Raw genomic sequence first — 16,352 nt, forward strand, 5'->3', positions numbered from 1 at the left:
AGAAGTGGCTCTGTGGCACTGATGTGACACTTACTGGAGCTCAAAGCGGGCCATAGCGACCGCAATCCAGGCGTACACCGCCGCCACCGTGAGGACGAGGGAAACGGACCGTCCGTCAGAAGGCAGCATCAGCGCGGCCACCGCGGCCGCTCCGACGAAGGCGACGTTGAACAGGACGTCGTAGAGGGAGAAGACCCGGCCGCGGAACCCGTCGTCCACGGCGGACTGCACGATGGTGTCCGTGGCGATCTTCGCGCCCTGTGTGGTCACCCCCAGCATGAACGCGGCGCCCAGCGTGGGGGCGGGAGCGAACGGAAGGCAGAGCGCGGGTACCAGGACCGCGGCGGCACCGGCGCACACCGCGATCCACCGGCCCGGGCCCAGCCGTCCGACCGCCCAGGGGGTCACCAGGGCCGCGACGAAGAAGCCGGCTCCGGAGACGCCCACGGCCAGCCCCAGGAGAGCGAGCCCCCCGTTCGAGCCGGCCGCCCACGCGTAGCGGCACAGCATCAGCACCATGACCGTCAGGGCGCCGTAGCAGAAGCGCATCAGGGTCATCGTCATGAGGGCCCAGGCCGCCTCCCGCCGAGGGGGCTCCGCCAGATGCCGCACGCCTCCCGCCAGTCCGCGCGCGGTACCGGCGAGCGCGGTGCCCACGTACGGGCGCACCCGGTCCTGGTCGGGCCCGAGAATCTCCGGGGCGATCCGCAGCGAGGCGAGGGCCGCGCACAGATAGAGGGCGGCTCCCACGAGGACCACCGCCGCGTCGGAGTCCGCGACGACCAGCCGTACGACGAACGCGAGCGCCGCCCCCACGGTGGCCGCGAGCGTTCCGGCCGTCGGGGAGAGGGAGTTGGCCAGCACCAGCCGGTCGCTGTCCACGACACGGGGCAGCGCGGCCGACAGTCCGGCCAGGACGAAGCGGTTGACGGCGGTGACACAGAGCGCGGAGGTGTAGAAGAGCCAGTCGGGCGTCCGGCTCAGGATCAGCACGGCCGTCCCGCACGCCAGCGCCGAGCGCAGCAGATTCCCGTACAGGAAGACCTGCCGGCGCCGCCAGCGGTCGAGGAGGACGCCCGCGAAGGGACCGATCAGGGAGTACGGGAGGAGCAGCACCGCCATCGCCGAGGCGATGGCGGCCGCCGAGGTCTGTTTCTCCGGAGAGAAGACCACGTAGGTGGCCAGCGCGACCTGATAGACGCCGTCGGCTCCCTGGGACAGCAGACGCACGCCGAGCAGGCGTCTGAATCCCTGGAAGCGCAGGAGGACGCGCAGGTCACGCACGACGGCCATGGGTCACACCCTCACATACGAGGAGGGTCCCCGGGCAGTAAGCCCGGGGACCCTCCTCAGCAGCGAGCACGGAATCGTGCTTAGCGCTCGACCTCGCCCTTGATGAACTTCTCGACGTTGGCGAAGGCCTCGTCGTCGAAGTACTGGACCGGCGGGGACTTCATGAAGTAGCTCGACGCGGAGAGGATCGGGCCGCCGATACCGCGGTCCTTGGCGATCTTCGCGGCGCGCACGGCGTCGATGATGACACCGGCCGAGTTCGGGGAGTCCCACACCTCGAGCTTGTACTCGAGGTTCAGCGGGACGTCGCCGAAGGCGCGGCCCTCGAGGCGGACGTACGCCCACTTGCGGTCGTCGAGCCAGGCCACGTAGTCCGAGGGACCGATGTGGACGTTCTTCTCGCCCAGCTCACGGTCGGGGATCTGCGAGGTGACGGCCTGCGTCTTCGAGATCTTCTTGGACTCGAGGCGGTCACGCTCGAGCATGTTCTTGAAGTCCATGTTGCCGCCGACGTTGAGCTGCATGGTGCGCTCGAGACGGACACCGCGGTCCTCGAACAGCTTCGCCATCACGCGGTGCGTGATGGTCGCGCCGACCTGCGACTTGATGTCGTCGCCGACGATCGGGACGCCGGCCTCGGTGAACTTGTCCGCCCACTCCTTGGTGCCGGCGATGAAGACCGGGAGGGCGTTGACGAAGGCGACCTTGGCGTCGATGGCGCACTGGGCGTAGAACTTCGCCGCGTCCTCGGAACCGACGGGCAGGTAGCAGACGAGGACGTCGACCTGCTTGTCCTTGAGGATCTGGACGACGTCGACCGGCGCCTCGGCGGACTCCTCGATGGTCATGCGGTAGTACTTACCGAGACCGTCCAGGGTGTGACCGCGCTGGACCGTGACGCCCTTGTTCGGGACGTCGCAGATCTTGATGGTGTTGTTCTCGCTGGCACCGATGGCGTCGGAGAGGTCGAGGCCGACCTTCTTCGCATCGACGTCGAACGCGGCGACGAACTCGACGTCACCGACGTGGTAGTCGCCGAACTGGACGTGCATCAGTCCGGGCACCTTGGTCGCCGGGTCGGCGTCCTTGTAGTACTCGACGCCCTGAACGAGCGAGGCGGCGCAGTTGCCCACGCCGACGATGGCTACGCGAACCGAACCCATTCCGGTTGCTCCCTGTGTCTATCGGTGAGACCCCGAACGGGTCTCACGTGGCGGTGTCGTCGGACGGATCCGGCCGGGGGCTGTCCCGGTGCCGGGGCAGGCCGCCCGTCTCTCCAGATGTGTTGTCCTGCTGAGCGGAGCCTTCGAAGCCGGGACGTTGGACGTCCCGTCCGGCCCGCTCGCTCTCGATGAGCTCGTTCAGCCAGCGCACTTCGCGCTCCACGGACTCCATTCCGTGGCGCTGGAGCTCAAGCGTGTAGTCGTCGAGGCGCTCCCGGGTGCGCGCCAGCGAGGCGCGCATCTTCTCGAGGCGCTCCTCCAGACGGCTGCGGCGACCTTCCAGTACGCGCATGCGTACATCGCGTGACGTCTGTCCGAAGAACGCGAAGCGAGCGGCGAAGTGCTCGTCCTCGTACGCGTCGGGACCCGTCTGCGCGAGAAGCTCCTCGAAGTGATCCTTACCTTCCGCCGTCAATCGGTAGACGATCTTGGCTCGACGTCCGGCCAGCGTTGCCGTCAGGGCGTCTTCGGGTGTGGATCCTGATTCCTCGATCAACCAGCCGTTGGCGACCAGCGTCTTGAGGCACGGGTAGAGCGTTCCGTAGCTGAAGGCACGGAACACACCCAGTGACGTATTGAGTCGTTTGCGTAGCTCATAGCCGTGCATCGGGGACTCGCGGAGCAGGCCGAGTACGGCGAACTCGAGGATCCCGGCACGCCGGCTCATCGTCGCCTCCTCCCTGTCGCTGTCCCGTCGGCACGGTCTTTATGCCGTGCTGATGTATCGACTCGATACATCAGCACGATAGAACGGCGCTGCGCATGCGACAAGGGGGAACAGAGTGAACGGCGTCACATCACCGATTCATACGAAGCAAGTTGCCTGATTTGGGGTGAACTTCGGCCCTAGGTGTGTTTTGACGGTGCGTACTCTGTGCGGGATGGACAACCACCGGGAACCGAGTGACGACTGAGTACGTCAACGTCTTTGGTGCAGTACGGGTGAATGCGCAATCGACCGCATCCGTACTTCGGGGGGACCGGAAACCAGCCGCCGTTTCCAGGCGCGCAAAGGTGCGCCTGCCCGAGGAGTAATCGTTCGATGAGCGAGCACCGTCGCAAACCGCCGCAGCCGCAGGGCGGCGGACGTGCCGCGGCCCGGCGCGGCCAGCCGCAGCCAGGCCCGTCCGCAGGCCACCGCGATGCACCGCGAGACGCCACCGGGTCTCCTTCCGATCCGTATGGCCCGGGGGGTGAAGAGACCCCGTTCGGCAGCCGTGCCGAGGCACGGCGCGCCACGCAGCGCGGAAACGGCGGCGGCCGGCGCAGAGCCGCCGACGGCGCCGGTGCCGGTGGTCCCGGAGGAGGAGGGGGCGGCCGCCGCGGCGGTCCCCCGGGACCGGGCGGACCCGGGCGTGGCCGAGGCCGCGCTCCCGAGCCCGCCAGAAAGCGCATCATCGACTACCCGCGCGCGGGCCGCTACGGCGCCGCGCGCTGGGTGCCGTCCTGGAAGCTCGTGACCGGCCTGTTCATCGGCTTCACCGGCAGCCTGGTCGTGGCCGCGGGTGTCGGGTACGCCCTGGTGGGCATTCCGGACATCGGCAAGACCGCCAAGGCCCAGAACAACGTCTACTACTACGCCGACGGCAGCGAGATGGTCGCCACGGGTGGTGAGGCCAACCGCCAGATCATCAGCTACGCGCAGATCCCCAAGGAGATGCGGTGGGCGGTGATGTCGGCCGAGAACAAGACGTTCGAGACCGACAGCGGCGTCGACCCGATGGGTATCGCCCGCGCCTTCGTGAACATGGCCAAGGGCGGCCAGACGCAGGGTGGCTCCACCATCACCCAGCAGTACGTGAAGAACGCGATGCTCGAGGACCAGTCGCAGACGATCTCCCGCAAGCTCAAGGAGCTCTTCGTCTCGATCAAGGTCGGGGCCAAGGTGCCCAAGGAAGACATCATGGCCGGCTACCTGAACTCCGCGTACTACGGGCGTAACGCCTACGGTATCCAGGCCGCCGCGCACGCCTACTTCAACAAGGACGCCACCAAGCTGGATCCCAGCCAGTGCGCGCTCCTCGCCTCCGTCCTCAAGGGCGCCACGTACTACGACCCCGCCGGCGCCCCCGGGATCGACCCGGTCAACGCCACCGCGGAGAAGAACCGCGCGCGTGCCGAGGCCCGCTGGGGGTGGATCCTCGACGAAGAGGTCAAGGACGGCCGTCTGAGCGCGGCGGTCCGGGCCAAGTACACCAAGTTCCCCCAGACCCAGTCCCCGCGCTCCAACGCGGCGCTCGGCGGGCAGGTGGGTTACCTGGTCGACCTGGCCAACACGTACCTGGTCAAGAACAGCGACAAGACCGGGATCACCGAGGAGAAGCTCCGGACCGGCGGCTACCAGATCCACACAACCTTCGACAAGCGCAAGGTCGCCGCGCTCGAGGCCGCGGTGAAGAAGGTGCAGAAGGCCAACATCAAGCCCAAGCTGCGGCCGAACAACGACAAGTACGTCCAGTTCGGCGGTGCGTCCGTCGACCCGTCCACCGGCGCCATCGAGGCCATCTACGGCGGTGCGGACGCGACCAAGCACTTCACCGACAACGCCGACCAGACCGGTGCCCAGGTGGGTTCGACCTTCAAGCCCTTCGTCCTGGCGGCGGCCATGACCTGGGGTGTCAGGGATCCCAAGGGAGGCCCGGAGCAGGCGCAGGACGAGCGCACCATCGCGTCGCCCAAGAGCCTGTACAGCGGCAAGAACAAGCTCAAGATCAAGGACTACAACGGGACCGACTGGACGGACGACAAGGGCAAGGAGTGGCTCCAGACGAACGACGGCGGGGAGTCCGTCAACCCGCCGACCTACCAGATCGACCTGCGTGAGGCCATGCGCCTGTCGGTCAACTCCGCCTATGTCCAGCTGGGCATGGACGTCGGCCTGGACAAGGTGAAGGACTCGGTCCTGCGCGCGGGCATCAAGGAGTCCAGCCTCGCCAGCTCCAGGTTCCCCTCGTTCTCCCTGGGCACCTCCTCCCCGAGCGCGATCCGTATGGCCGGGGCGTACGCCACCTTCGCGGCCAGCGGCAAGCAGCGGGACCCCTACTCGGTGGACAAGGTGACCAGCAAGGACGGCACGGTCTTCCAGCACGACCGCATCGCGAAGACCGTGGAGGCCTTCACCCCGCAGGTCGCCGACAACGTGACCGACGTCCTGCGGACCGTGGTCGAGAAGGGCACCGGCACCAACGCCCAGCTGCCGGGCCGTGAGGTGGCCGGCAAGACCGGTACCACCGACGGCAACAAGTCGGCCTGGTTCGTCGGGTACACCCCGCAGCTGTCCACGGCGATCGGCATGTACCGCCTGGACGACAACGAGAACAACAAGAACCGCGAGTTCCTCCAGATGTACGGAACGGGTGGCGAGAAGACCATCCACGGTGCCTCGTTCCCGTCCCAGATCTGGCGGGACTACATGATGGTCGCGCTCCAGGGCCAGAAGGCCGAGACCTTCCCGGTGCCCGAGGACATCGGTACGGTCCTCAACGACGCTCCGAGCCCCTCGCCGTCGCCCTCGGCCTCCGAGAGCGCCACCGAGAGCCCGAGCCCGACCCCCAGTGCGACGCTGACGTCCCCCTCGCCCACGCCGAGTTCGACGTGCAGGAAGTTCGACTGGAACTGCAACAACAACGGCGGTACCACCACGGGCGGTGTCGACACGGGTGGTGTCGACACGGGTGGTGTCGACACCGGTGGCACCGACGGAGGTGTGAGCAGCTCGCCCTCGGCGACGGCCACCACCGGGAACAGCAGAGGCAACGGCAACGGCAACGGAACCATCTTCGGAAGTTCCGGCTGACGGTCGCCGTCCACCCTTCGCGCGTGCGCCCTGCGGGGAGCACGCGCGAAGCCGTTTCCGGGGTCGTCCCCGGTCCCGTTCTCAGACTCGTACGGCAGGATGTGCGGCATGCCCAGTGCAGAGACGACGCGAGTGAGCGTTCACGAGCCGGAGCTGGTGCGGCCGACCAGGGATGACGAGATCGCCGCCGGCGCCAGTGAGCTGTTCGGCGGACCCATCGGGAGGCGGGCCCTGCTCGGGACGTCCTGGTGGACGCCCGTACGGGTCGTCGCGCTGGTGATGATCGGCATGTTCGCCCTCGGGATGGTCCAGAAGATCCCGTGCTACGACGGCGGCTGGTTCTTCGGAGCGAGTTCGCAGTACACGCACGCGTGCTACTCGGACATCCCGCACCTCTATCAGGGGCGGGGCTTCGCCGACGGCCTGGTGCCGTACTTCGACAAGATCCCCGGCGACATGGACTACCTCGAATACCCGGTGCTGACCGGCGTGTTCATGGAGGTCGCGGCCTGGCTCACCCCGGGCGGCGGGAGCATCCAGCACCAGGAGCAGGTCTACTGGATGGTCAACGCCGGGATGCTGATGGTGTGCGCGGCGGTCATCGTCGTCTGCACCGCCCGCACCCACCGCCGTCGCCCCTGGGACGGCCTCCTGGTCGCCCTGGCGCCCGCGTTCGCGCTCACGGCCACGATCAACTGGGACCTGCTCGCCGTGGCCCTGCTGGCCGCCGCGATGCTCATGTGGTCCCGCGGACGCGCCCTGGCCTTCGGGGTGCTGCTCGGCCTCGCCACGGCCGCCAAGTTCTACCCGTTCCTGCTCCTCGGGCCGCTCTTCCTGCTGTGCTGGCGCACCGGCAGGTGGCGTGAGTTCGGTACGGCGCTGCTCGGCGCCGTCGGTGCCTGGCTGGCCGTGAACCTGCCCGTCATGTACCTCGCGCCCGAGGGCTGGGCGAAGTTCTACAGCTTCAGCCACGACCGCGGCGTCGACTTCGGTTCGGTCTTCCTGTTCGTCTCGCAGTGGCTGAAGATCGCGATCACGCCGGACACGGCCAACACCTGGGCGCTGGCCCTGATGCTGGTCATCTGCGCGGGTCTGAGCGCCGTCACGCTCGCCGCCCCGCGGCGCCCCCGGTTCGCCCAGCTGGCGTTCCTGATCATCGCGGCCTTCATCCTCACGAACAAGGTCTACTCGCCGCAGTACGTGCTCTGGCTGGTGCCGCTCGCGGTGCTGGCCCGGCCGCGCTGGCGGGACTTCCTGGTCTGGCAGGCCTGCGAGGTCGCGTACTTCCTGGGCATCTGGCTGTACCTCGCCTACACGACCAGCGGTGACGCCCACAAGGGCCTGCCGACCGACGGCTACCAGGTCGCCATCGCCGTCCACGTGCTGGGGACGCTGTACCTGTGCGCGATGGTCCTGCGGGACATCTTCCGGCCGGAGCACGACGTGGTGCGCCGAAGTGGCGACGACGATCCCTCGGGAGGCGTCTTCGACGGCGCGGAGGACGTCTTCGTCCTCGGCGCGGCCGCCCACCGTCCGCGGCACGCGGCCCACTTCGACGCCGTCCCCCTGGACGGCGGGCGTGAGGAGCCGGCACCCGGAGACCGTTCGCTCTGAGCGAACAGGGCGCTAGGGCGTCGTACGAAGCGCGCGGGCGTCATGAGAAAGGCCGTACACGGAGTCCGTGTACGGCCTTCTCGTTGCTCCGGAACGGGCCGGAGCCGGGGTCAGCGCTCGACGACCCGGTCGAACTGCGTGGTGGTGTGCCGCAGATGGGCCACCAGCTCGTCGCCGACCTTCGGCTCCGTGGCGTCGTGGGGCACGAAGAGGATCGAGACCTGCATGTGCGGGGGCTCGGCGAACCAGCGCTGCTTGCCCGCCCACACGAACGGAGAAAGGTTCCGGTTGACCGTCGCGAGGCCGGCGCGCGCGACGCCCTTGGCGCGCGGCATGACGCCGTGCAGGGCCTTGGGGGCCTCCAGGCCCACCCCGTGCGACGTTCCGCCCGCCACGACCACGAGCCAGCCGTCCGAGGCCGCCTTCTGCTGCCGGTAGCCGAAGCGGTCGCCCTTGGAGACGCGCGTGACGTCCAGGACGGCCCCGCGGTACTCCGTGGCCTCGTGGTCCCCCAGCCACAGCCGCGTCCCGATGCGGGCGCGGAAGTGGGTCTGCGGGAACTGCTGCTGGAGCCGCCGGAGTTCCTCGGCCTTGAGGTGGCTGACGAACATCGTGTGCAGGGGCAGCCGGGCGGCGCGCAGGCGGTCCATCCAGCCGATGACCTCCTCCACGGCGTCCGAGCCGTCGGTGCGGTCCAGCGGCAGGTGGATCGCGAAGCCCTCCAGCCGGACGTTCTCGATGGCGGAGTGCAGATGCGGCAGGTCGTCCTCGCTCACGCCGTGCCGCTTCATCGAGGACATGACCTCGATGACGACACGGGCGCCCACGAGGCCGTACACGCCGTCGATGGACGACACCGAGCGGATGACGCGGTCGGGCAGCGGAACGGGCTCCTCGCCGCGCCTGAACGGCGTCAGGACCAGCAGATCGCCGCCGAACCAGTCCTTGATCCGGGCGGCCTCGTACGTGGTGCCGACGGCGAGGATGTCCGAACCCAGGCGGGTGGCCTCGTCCGCGAGCCGTTCGTGGCCGAAGCCGTAGCCGTTGCCCTTGCAGACGGGGACGAGCCCCGGAAACTGCTCGGACACCTGCTTGTGGTGTGCCCGCCAGCGCGCGGTGTCGACGTAGAGCGTGAGCGCCATGGCCGGTCCCGGAACCTTTCTCGTGGCTGCGGTGTATCAGAGGTATGAAAAGGAATTGTCGCCCATCCGCCGGGCCGATGGGGCTGTCCCGGGCCGGTTGGGCGGCCCGGGATGCGAATCGGGGCGGACCGGTGGCCCGGGAAGCGGGTCCTGACGGCTCAGCGGCGAGACATGTACATGTCGAGAGCCTTGTGGAGCAGCTTGTTGAGCGGGAAGTCCCACTCGCCGAGGTACTCGGCGGCCTCTCCGCCCGTGCCCACCTTGAACTGGATCAGACCGAAGAGGTGGTCGGTCTCGTCCAGCGAGTCCGAGATGCCGCGCAGGTCGTAGACCGTGGCCCCCAGGGCGTACGCGTCGCGCAGCATGCGCCACTGCATCGCGTTCGAGGGCCGCACCTCGCGCCCGATGTTGTCCGAGGCGCCGTAGGAGTACCAGACGTGTCCGCCGACGACGAGCATCGTCGCCGCCGAAAGGTTCACTCCGTTGTGCCGCGCGAAGTACAGCCGCATGCGGTTGGGGTCCTCGGTGTTGAGGGCCGTCCACATGCGCTGGAAGTACGAGAGCGGGCGCGGCCGGAAGTGGTCGCGGATCGCGGTGATCTCGTAGAGCCGCTGCCACTCCTCCAGGTCCTGGTAACCGCCCTGGACGACCTCGACGCCGGCCTTCTCGGCCTTCTTGATGTTGCGGCGCCACAGCTGGTTGAAGTTCCTGTGGACCTCTTCGAGCGAACGATTGGCCAGCGGCACCTGGAACACGTAGCGGGGCTGGACGTCGCCGAAGCCGGCACCGCCGTCCTCGCCCTGCTGCCAGCCCATGCGGCGCAGCTTGTCGGCGACCTCGAAGGCGCGCGGCTCGATGAAGTCGGCCTCGATGTCTCGCAGGCGCTTGACGTCCGGGTTCTGGATGCCGCCCTTGATGGACGTGGCCTCCCAGCGCCGGATGATCACGGGCGGGCCCATCTTCACGGAGAAGGCGCCCTGGTGCTTGAGGTGCGCGAGCATCGGCTGGAGCCAGTCGTCGAGGTTCGGCGCGAACCAGTTGATGACCGGGCCCTCGGGCAGATAGGCGAGGTAGCGCTTGATCTTCGGCAGCTGGCGGTACAGCACCAGACCCGCGCCGACCATGTGGCCGGTCTTCTCGTCGAACCATCCGAGGCTCTCCGAGCGCCACTCCGCCTTCACGTCCGCCCATGCGGGGACCTGCATGTGGCTGGCCGCGGGCAGGCTCTGGATGTATGCCAGATGCTGCTCTCGGCTGATGGTCCTCAGGGTCAGGCTCATTTAGGGGCGCTCCTCGGCTGGTGTGTCCCCATGGGTACAAGGGCTCCGGCTCTCGCGCCGAAGCCTACTGCGCCCTGCGAGCGCCCCGAATGGCCGTATGCGACCTGGGACCTCGGGGCGCGCCGAGACGCGCCCCGAGGTCAGGGGAAAACGGACGTTCGACTCAGATCACACCGCCGAAGAGGCCGCCGTGGGCCAGGCCGAGGTAGAAACCGACGCCGGAGAGACCGAGCCCGACGATCAGTCCGAAGCGTTCCCGGGTCGTCTCGGAGATGAACTGGCCGTAGGCACCGGCGAGGATCCCGACCAGACCGGCCCACGAGCTGAGCAGATGGAGGCTGTGGAACATCGACGTGACGAAGGCCAGGACTCCGCACACCAGGGTCACCGCGAGCAGGGTGTCCTGGAGGGGATGAGGCTTGCCGTCCGTGGCGAAGAGTGAGCCGGTGGTACTGGGACGCATTGTCTGTGCCATAGGGCACCTCCTGCGGAAGGCGGCGCATCGTAGCGCCATACACACCCGATGTGTACAGATTGACGGCCAACCCGGTCGGATTTCAACCGGAAGCGGGTGTGCAGGTAGTCTGTACCCTCTGCACCGGTGTCTGCCCAGGCTCAAGGCCAGGTCACGACAGGGATCGCCGCTCGGTTCTCCGATAGGCGGACCGATTGTCAGTGGCGGCCGATACCGTTGCGTACGCATCACAACCCTCCTGCCACGGAACGACCGTGGCCGCTGAGTCCAAAGGAGGTGGGTTCCACATGCGTCACTACGAAGTGATGGTCATCCTCGACCCCGATCTGGAGGAGCGCGCTGTCGCCCCCCTGATCGAGAACTTCCTCTCCGTCGTCCGTGAGGGCGCCGGAAAGGTGGAGAAGGTCGACACCTGGGGCCGTCGTCGTCTCTCGTACGAGATCAAGAAGAAGCCCGAGGGCATCTACTCGGTCATCGACCTGCAGGCCGAGCCTGCGGTCGTCAAGGAGCTCGACCGCCAGATGAACCTGAACGAGTCGGTCCTCCGGACCAAGGTCCTCCGTCCCGAGACCCACTGAGCTCTCCAGCTCAGCTGATCTCGGGCATCGAGTAGTACCAGCAGCCAGCAGCAAACCCGCCGAGAGGTTCCCCCATGGCAGGCGAGACCGTCATCACGGTCGTCGGCAATCTTGTCGACGACCCCGAGCTGCGCTTCACCCCTTCCGGTGCGGCGGTCGCGAAGTTCCGTGTCGCGTCCACCCCCCGCACCTTCGACCGTCAGACCAATGAGTGGAAGGACGGCGAGAGCCTGTTCCTGACCTGCTCGGTCTGGCGTCAGGCGGCGGAGAACGTCGCCGAGTCGCTCCAGCGCGGCATGCGCGTCATCGTGCAGGGCCGCCTGAAGCAGCGGTCCTACGAGGACAACCAGGGCGTCAAGCGCACGGTCTACGAACTGGACGTAGAGGAAGTCGGCGCCAGCCTGAAGAACGCCACGGCCAAGGTCACCAAGACCACGGGCCGAGGCGGTCAGGGCGGTTACGGCGGCGGCGGTGGCGGCGGCCAGCAGGGCGGCGGCTGGGGCGGAAGCTCCGGCGGCGCTCCGCAGGGCGGCGGCGCTCCGGCCGACGACCCCTGGGCGACCGGCGCTCCCGCCGGTGGCAACCAGGGCGGCGGCGGTGGCGGTGGCTGGGGCGGAAGCTCCGGCGGCTCCGGCGGCGGCTACTCGGACGAGCCCCCCTTCTAGGCCTCAGGGCCGAGGGTGGGCCGTACTCCCACTTCTTGATCACACAGGAGATACACCATGGCGAAGCCGCCTGTGCGCAAGCCGAAGAAGAAGGTCTGCGCGTTCTGCAAGGACAAGGTCACGTACGTGGACTACAAGGACACGAACATGCTGCGGAAGTTCATTTCCGACCGCGGCAAGATCCGTGCCCGCCGCGTGACCGGCAACTGCACGCAGCACCAGCGTGACGTCGCCACGGCTGTGAAGAACAGCCGTGAGATGGCGCTGCTGCCCTACACGTCCACCGCGCGATAAAGGAAGGGTGACCGAAACATGAAGATCATCCTTACCCACGAGGTCTCCGGCCTCGGTGCCGCGGGCGACGTCGTCGACGTCAAGGACGGCTACGCTCGCAACTACCTGATCCCGCGGAACTTCGCGATCCGCTGGACCAAGGGTGGCGAGAAGGACGTCGAGCAGATCCGTCGTGCTCGCAAGATCCACGAGATCGCGACCATCGAGCAGGCCAACGAGATCAAGGCCCGCCTCGAAGGCGTCAAGGTCCGCCTGGCCGTTCGCTCCGGCGACGCCGGTCGTCTCTTCGGTTCCGTCACCCCGGCCGACGTCGCTTCGGCGATCAAGGCTTCCGGTGGCCCCGAGGTCGACAAGCGCCGCATCGAGCTGGGCTCGCCCATCAAGACCCTGGGCTCCCACGAGACGTCCGTGCGTCTGCACCCCGAGGTTGCCGCCAAGGTCAGCATCGAGGTTGTCGCTGCCTGAGTGCAGCACTCGGCATAGCTGAGAGGAAGGGCCGCACCCCTCGGGGTGCGGCCCTTCTGCTGTCCGTGGACGCGGGCGCCTGGACGGCCGCGGGGGATCGGGGGGAGCCGGGAGGCCGCCGTTTCACGTGAAACGGTCGTCGTCCGTGTTTCCCGTGAAACGAACGGTGCGCGTCGGCGGTTCGCGGTGATGGCGATGTACGTCCGGGGCTTGCCCCTGACGAACGGTGTACGTCAGCGGGTCGCGCCCGTGACGATCCAGCGACCCGAGCGGGAGCGCAGCCACAGGGTCAGCATCCGCATCGTCATCATCAGCGTCATCGCTCCCCAGAGAGCGGTCAGACCGCCGCCGAGGACGGGAACGAGCAGGGCGGCGGGGGCGAAGACCGCCAGGGTGAGCAGCATGGCCCACGCCAGATACGGTCCGTCCCCCGCGCCCATCAGCACGCCGTCCAGCACGAAGACGATCCCGCAGATCGGCTGGGAGAGGGCCACCATCACCAGGGCCGGCAGCGCCGCGTTCCGTACTCCCGGGTCACCGCTGAAGAGCGGAAGGAACAACGGGCGGGACACGATGACCAGCAGACCGAGGACGAGCCCGGTGACGAGTCCCCACTGCACCATGCGGCGGCAGGCCTCCCGGGCGCCACGGGCGTCGCCCGCCCCGAGGTGGCGCCCGATGATGGCTTGGCCGGCGATGGCGATGGCGTCGAGCGCGAAGGCGAGCAGGCTCCACAGCGACAGGATGATCTGGTGGGCCGCCATGTCGGCGTCCCCGAGCCGCGCGGCGACAGCGGTGGCGATCAGCAGGATCGCGCGGAGCGACAGGGTCCTGACGAGCAGGGGGGTGCCGGCCTGGGCGTTGGCCCGGATGCCTGCCGCGTCGGGGCGTAGCGAGGCGCCGTGCTTCCGCGCTCCGCGCAGGACGACGCGGAGATAGACGGCGGCCATGCCGCACTGGGCGATGACCGTGCCCCAGGCGGAGCCGGCGATACCGAGGCCCGCTCCGTAGACGAGGGCCACGTTGAGGACCGCGTTGGTGACGAAGCCCCCGACGGCGACGTAGAGGGGAGTCCTCGTGTCCTGGAGCCCGCGGAGGATTCCCGTGGCGGCCAGTACGACGAGCATGGCGGGGATGCCGAGCACCGAGATCCGCAGATAGGTCGTCGCGTACGGTGCGGCGGAGCCGGAGGCGCCGAACACCTCCATCAGGGAGGGGGCGGTGGGCAGCGCGAGGGCGATCACGGTCACGCCGATGAGCAGGGCGAGCCAGATTCCGTCCATGCCCTGGCGGATCGCTGCCCGCAGATCTCCGGCGCCGACCCTGCGGGCCACCGCCGCCGTCGTGGCGTAGGCGAGGAAGACGAAGACTCCCACGGCGGTCATGAGAAGGGCCGAGGCGACACCGAGGCCGGCGAGCTGCGCGGTACCGAGATGGCCGACGATGGCGCTGTCGGCCAGCACGAAGAGGGGCTCGGCGACGAGCGCGCCGAACGCCGGAACGGCCAGTGCGACGATCTCGCGGTCGTGCCGGTGGCGGGTGGCCCGGGGTGCCACGGGAGCCTGTGTCATGAGCATCAATCTAATCTTCCACAGGTAAGAGATGCAAAAGGCGAAGGACCCTTACTTTCGCGCGGGCGGGGTGTGGTGTGGCGCACTGTTCGAGGCGATCTTGATTCCCCTGGGCAAGTTTTTCTTCTGCACAGCCGGTGGACGGGAAACTGCCAGGTCAGAGCGTGTTCCGCGCAAGACCTGAGTGCTTGTTCACAGGGCTGTCCACCGGGTCGTGCACAGGTTTCGCGGAGTTCTCCACAGCATCGGGGCCGTCGTCCACATGGCCTGTGGATAACCAGATTGGCTGACGGTGCCCGCGGGCCTAACGTGGTGCGGCGCCCGTTCTCCTTTCCGGCCTCGGAAAGCACGTAAAACCGACGCCTGAGATGCGGAGTCGGGCCGCTCACTTGTCAGTGCCGTGCCGTAGAAATGAAGGCACTGCTAGGTCCGCTCCGGCGGACGGGAGGAGGTGGCTCGGTGACTCTTTCCGAGCCCTTGGACGACCCCTGGGCGGACAGCGGCCCCAGTGATCGTCTGCCCCCGTCCCGACGGCGCGGGAACGGAGGCCGAGGCCGCGACGAGCAGCACGACCGGGACAACGGTTCCTGGGAGAGCGGCGGTTCGTCGTTCGAGCGGGTGCCGCCGCAGGACCTCGACGCCGAGCAGTCCGTCCTCGGTGGCATGCTCCTGTCGAAGGACGCCATCGCGGATGTCGTCGAGGTGCTCAAGGGCCACGACTTCTACCGGCCCGCGCACGAGACCATCTACGGCGCGATCCTCGACCTGTACGCGAAGGGAGAGCCGGCCGACCCGATCACGGTCGCGGCCGAGCTCACCAAGCGCGGCGAGATCACCAAGGTCGGCGGCGCGCCCTATCTGCACACCCTGGTCCAGACGGTCCCGACCGCGGCGAACGCCGAGTACTACGCGGAGATCGTGCACGAGCGCGCGGTCCTGCGCCGCCTGGTCGAGGCCGGTACCCGGATCACCCAGATGGGATACGCGGCCGACGGCGACGTCGACGAGATCGTCAACAGCGCCCAGGCCGAGATCTACGCGGTCACCGAGCAGCGCACCACCGAGGACTATCTGCCGCTCGGCGACATCATGGAGGGCGCGCTCGACGAGATCGAGGCGATCGGATCGCGTTCGGGGGAGATGACCGGCGTACCGACCGGCTTCACCGACCTCGACTCGCTCACCAACGGTCTGCACCCCGGCCAGATGATCATCATCGCGGCCCGTCCTGCCATGGGTAAGTCGACGCTGGCCCTGGACTTCGCCCGCGCCTGTTCCATCAAGCACAACATGCCCAGCGTGATCTTCTCGCTCGAAATGGGCCGCAACGAGATCGCGATGCGACTGCTGTCCGCCGAGGCCAGGGTGGCGCTGCACCACATGCGGTCCGGCACCATGACGGACGAGGACTGGACCCGGCTCGCCCGCCGTATGCCGGACGTGTCCGCGGCCCCCCTCTACATCGACGACTCCCCGAACCTGTCGATGATGGAGATCCGCGCCAAGTGCCGCCGCCTCAAGCAGCGGGCCGACCTCAAGCTCGTGGTCATCGACTACCTCCAGCTGATGCAGTCCGGCGGCAAGCGCTCCGAGAGCCGCCAGCAGGAGGTCTCCGACATGTCGCGAAACCTGAAGCTGCTGGCCAAGGAACTCGAACTGCCGGTGATCGCTCTGTCGCAGCTGAACCGTGGTCCCGAGCAGCGGACGGACAAGAAGCCCATGGTCTCCGACCTGCGTGAGTCCGGCTCGATCGAGCAGGACGCGGACATGGTCATCCTGCTCCACCGCGAGGACGCGTACGAGAAGGAGTCCCCCCGCGCCGGCGAGGCCGACATCATCGTCGGCAAGCACCGTAACGGCCCGACGGCGACGATCACGGTGGCCTTCCAGGGCCATTACTCCCGCTTCGTGGACATGGCACAGACCTGATCGGGGGGCCCGTAGGGCCGGGCCCGG

The 16,352-nt window shown here is 68.2% G+C and carries 14 protein-coding genes; 7 read left to right on the top strand and 7 right to left on the bottom strand.

The window, feature by feature from the left end; genetic code table 11:
• Window positions 1-30: 30 nt before the first annotated feature.
• From ACFWI4_RS22620 to ACFWI4_RS22630, 3 genes are all read right to left on the bottom strand, one after another.
• Window positions 31-1,293 (bottom strand): MFS transporter, encoded by a 1,263-nt coding sequence (locus tag ACFWI4_RS22620; RefSeq protein WP_387199035.1) that lies wholly within the window; start codon window positions 1,291-1,293, stop codon window positions 31-33.
• A gap of 80 nt (window positions 1,294-1,373) precedes the next feature.
• The gene (locus ACFWI4_RS22625; RefSeq protein WP_382783265.1) at window positions 1,374-2,456 is read right to left on the bottom strand and encodes an inositol-3-phosphate synthase; all 1,083 of its coding nucleotides are present in this window, start codon (window positions 2,454-2,456) and stop codon (window positions 1,374-1,376) included.
• 43 nt (window positions 2,457-2,499) lie between these two features.
• Window positions 2,500-3,183 (bottom strand): PadR family transcriptional regulator, encoded by a 684-nt coding sequence (locus ACFWI4_RS22630; protein WP_387199038.1) that lies wholly within the window; start codon window positions 3,181-3,183, stop codon window positions 2,500-2,502.
• Window positions 3,184-3,558: 375 nt separating this feature from the next.
• Between ACFWI4_RS22630 and ACFWI4_RS22635 the strand changes: the two genes are divergently transcribed.
• Both ACFWI4_RS22635 and ACFWI4_RS22640 read left to right on the top strand, forming a co-directional pair.
• Window positions 3,559-6,312, top strand: coding sequence for a transglycosylase domain-containing protein (locus ACFWI4_RS22635; RefSeq protein WP_387199041.1), 2,754 nt, complete (start codon window positions 3,559-3,561; stop codon window positions 6,310-6,312).
• Between the two features lie 108 nt (window positions 6,313-6,420).
• Entirely contained in the window at window positions 6,421-7,926 is a 1,506-nt protein-coding gene (locus ACFWI4_RS22640; protein WP_387199044.1) for a glycosyltransferase family 87 protein, read from the top strand.
• Between the two features lie 110 nt (window positions 7,927-8,036).
• Here ACFWI4_RS22640 and ACFWI4_RS22645 read toward each other — a convergent pair whose 3' ends face one another.
• The 3 genes from ACFWI4_RS22645 to ACFWI4_RS22655 form a co-directional block, all read right to left on the bottom strand.
• Window positions 8,037-9,068: an alanine racemase gene (locus tag ACFWI4_RS22645; RefSeq protein WP_385397578.1), complete on the bottom strand. Its 1,032-nt coding sequence runs from the start codon at window positions 9,066-9,068 to the stop codon at window positions 8,037-8,039.
• A 158-nt stretch (window positions 9,069-9,226) separates the two neighbouring features.
• Window positions 9,227-10,348, bottom strand: a complete 1,122-nt coding sequence (locus ACFWI4_RS22650; protein WP_385397580.1) for a lipid II:glycine glycyltransferase FemX — start codon at window positions 10,346-10,348, stop codon at window positions 9,227-9,229.
• A gap of 163 nt (window positions 10,349-10,511) precedes the next feature.
• The gene (locus ACFWI4_RS22655; RefSeq protein ID WP_037615005.1) at window positions 10,512-10,823 is read right to left on the bottom strand and encodes a hypothetical protein; all 312 of its coding nucleotides are present in this window, start codon (window positions 10,821-10,823) and stop codon (window positions 10,512-10,514) included.
• 287 nt (window positions 10,824-11,110) lie between these two features.
• Here ACFWI4_RS22655 and rpsF point away from each other — a divergent pair, with 287 nt between their 5' ends.
• The 4 genes from rpsF (at window position 11,111) to rplI (ending at window position 12,825) form a co-directional block, all read left to right on the top strand.
• Window positions 11,111-11,401 (top strand): 30S ribosomal protein S6, encoded by a 291-nt coding sequence (gene rpsF, locus ACFWI4_RS22660; protein ID WP_037615007.1) that lies wholly within the window; start codon window positions 11,111-11,113, stop codon window positions 11,399-11,401.
• 74 nt (window positions 11,402-11,475) lie between these two features.
• The gene (locus tag ACFWI4_RS22665) at window positions 11,476-12,066 is read left to right on the top strand and encodes a single-stranded DNA-binding protein (RefSeq protein ID WP_387199048.1); all 591 of its coding nucleotides are present in this window, start codon (window positions 11,476-11,478) and stop codon (window positions 12,064-12,066) included.
• A 57-nt stretch (window positions 12,067-12,123) separates the two neighbouring features.
• Window positions 12,124-12,360, top strand: coding sequence for a 30S ribosomal protein S18 (gene rpsR / locus ACFWI4_RS22670; RefSeq protein WP_003949403.1), 237 nt, complete (start codon window positions 12,124-12,126; stop codon window positions 12,358-12,360).
• Between the two features lie 18 nt (window positions 12,361-12,378).
• Window positions 12,379-12,825, top strand: a complete 447-nt coding sequence (gene rplI / locus ACFWI4_RS22675; protein ID WP_151471023.1) for a 50S ribosomal protein L9 — start codon at window positions 12,379-12,381, stop codon at window positions 12,823-12,825.
• Window positions 12,826-13,058: 233 nt separating this feature from the next.
• On the opposite strand, the gene ACFWI4_RS22680 is transcribed toward rplI, so the two are convergent.
• Complete coding sequence (locus ACFWI4_RS22680; RefSeq protein WP_387199052.1) at window positions 13,059-14,396, bottom strand: MATE family efflux transporter; 1,338 nt, start codon at window positions 14,394-14,396, stop codon at window positions 13,059-13,061.
• A 459-nt stretch (window positions 14,397-14,855) separates the two neighbouring features.
• Between ACFWI4_RS22680 and dnaB the strand changes: the two genes are divergently transcribed.
• The gene (dnaB, locus tag ACFWI4_RS22685; RefSeq protein ID WP_385397588.1) at window positions 14,856-16,325 is read left to right on the top strand and encodes a replicative DNA helicase; all 1,470 of its coding nucleotides are present in this window, start codon (window positions 14,856-14,858) and stop codon (window positions 16,323-16,325) included.
• Window positions 16,326-16,352: the final 27 nt, after the last annotated feature.

Source organism: Streptomyces sp. NPDC127038, assembly GCF_042725875.1.
GTDB lineage: Bacteria > Actinomycetota > Actinomycetes > Streptomycetales > Streptomycetaceae > Streptomyces.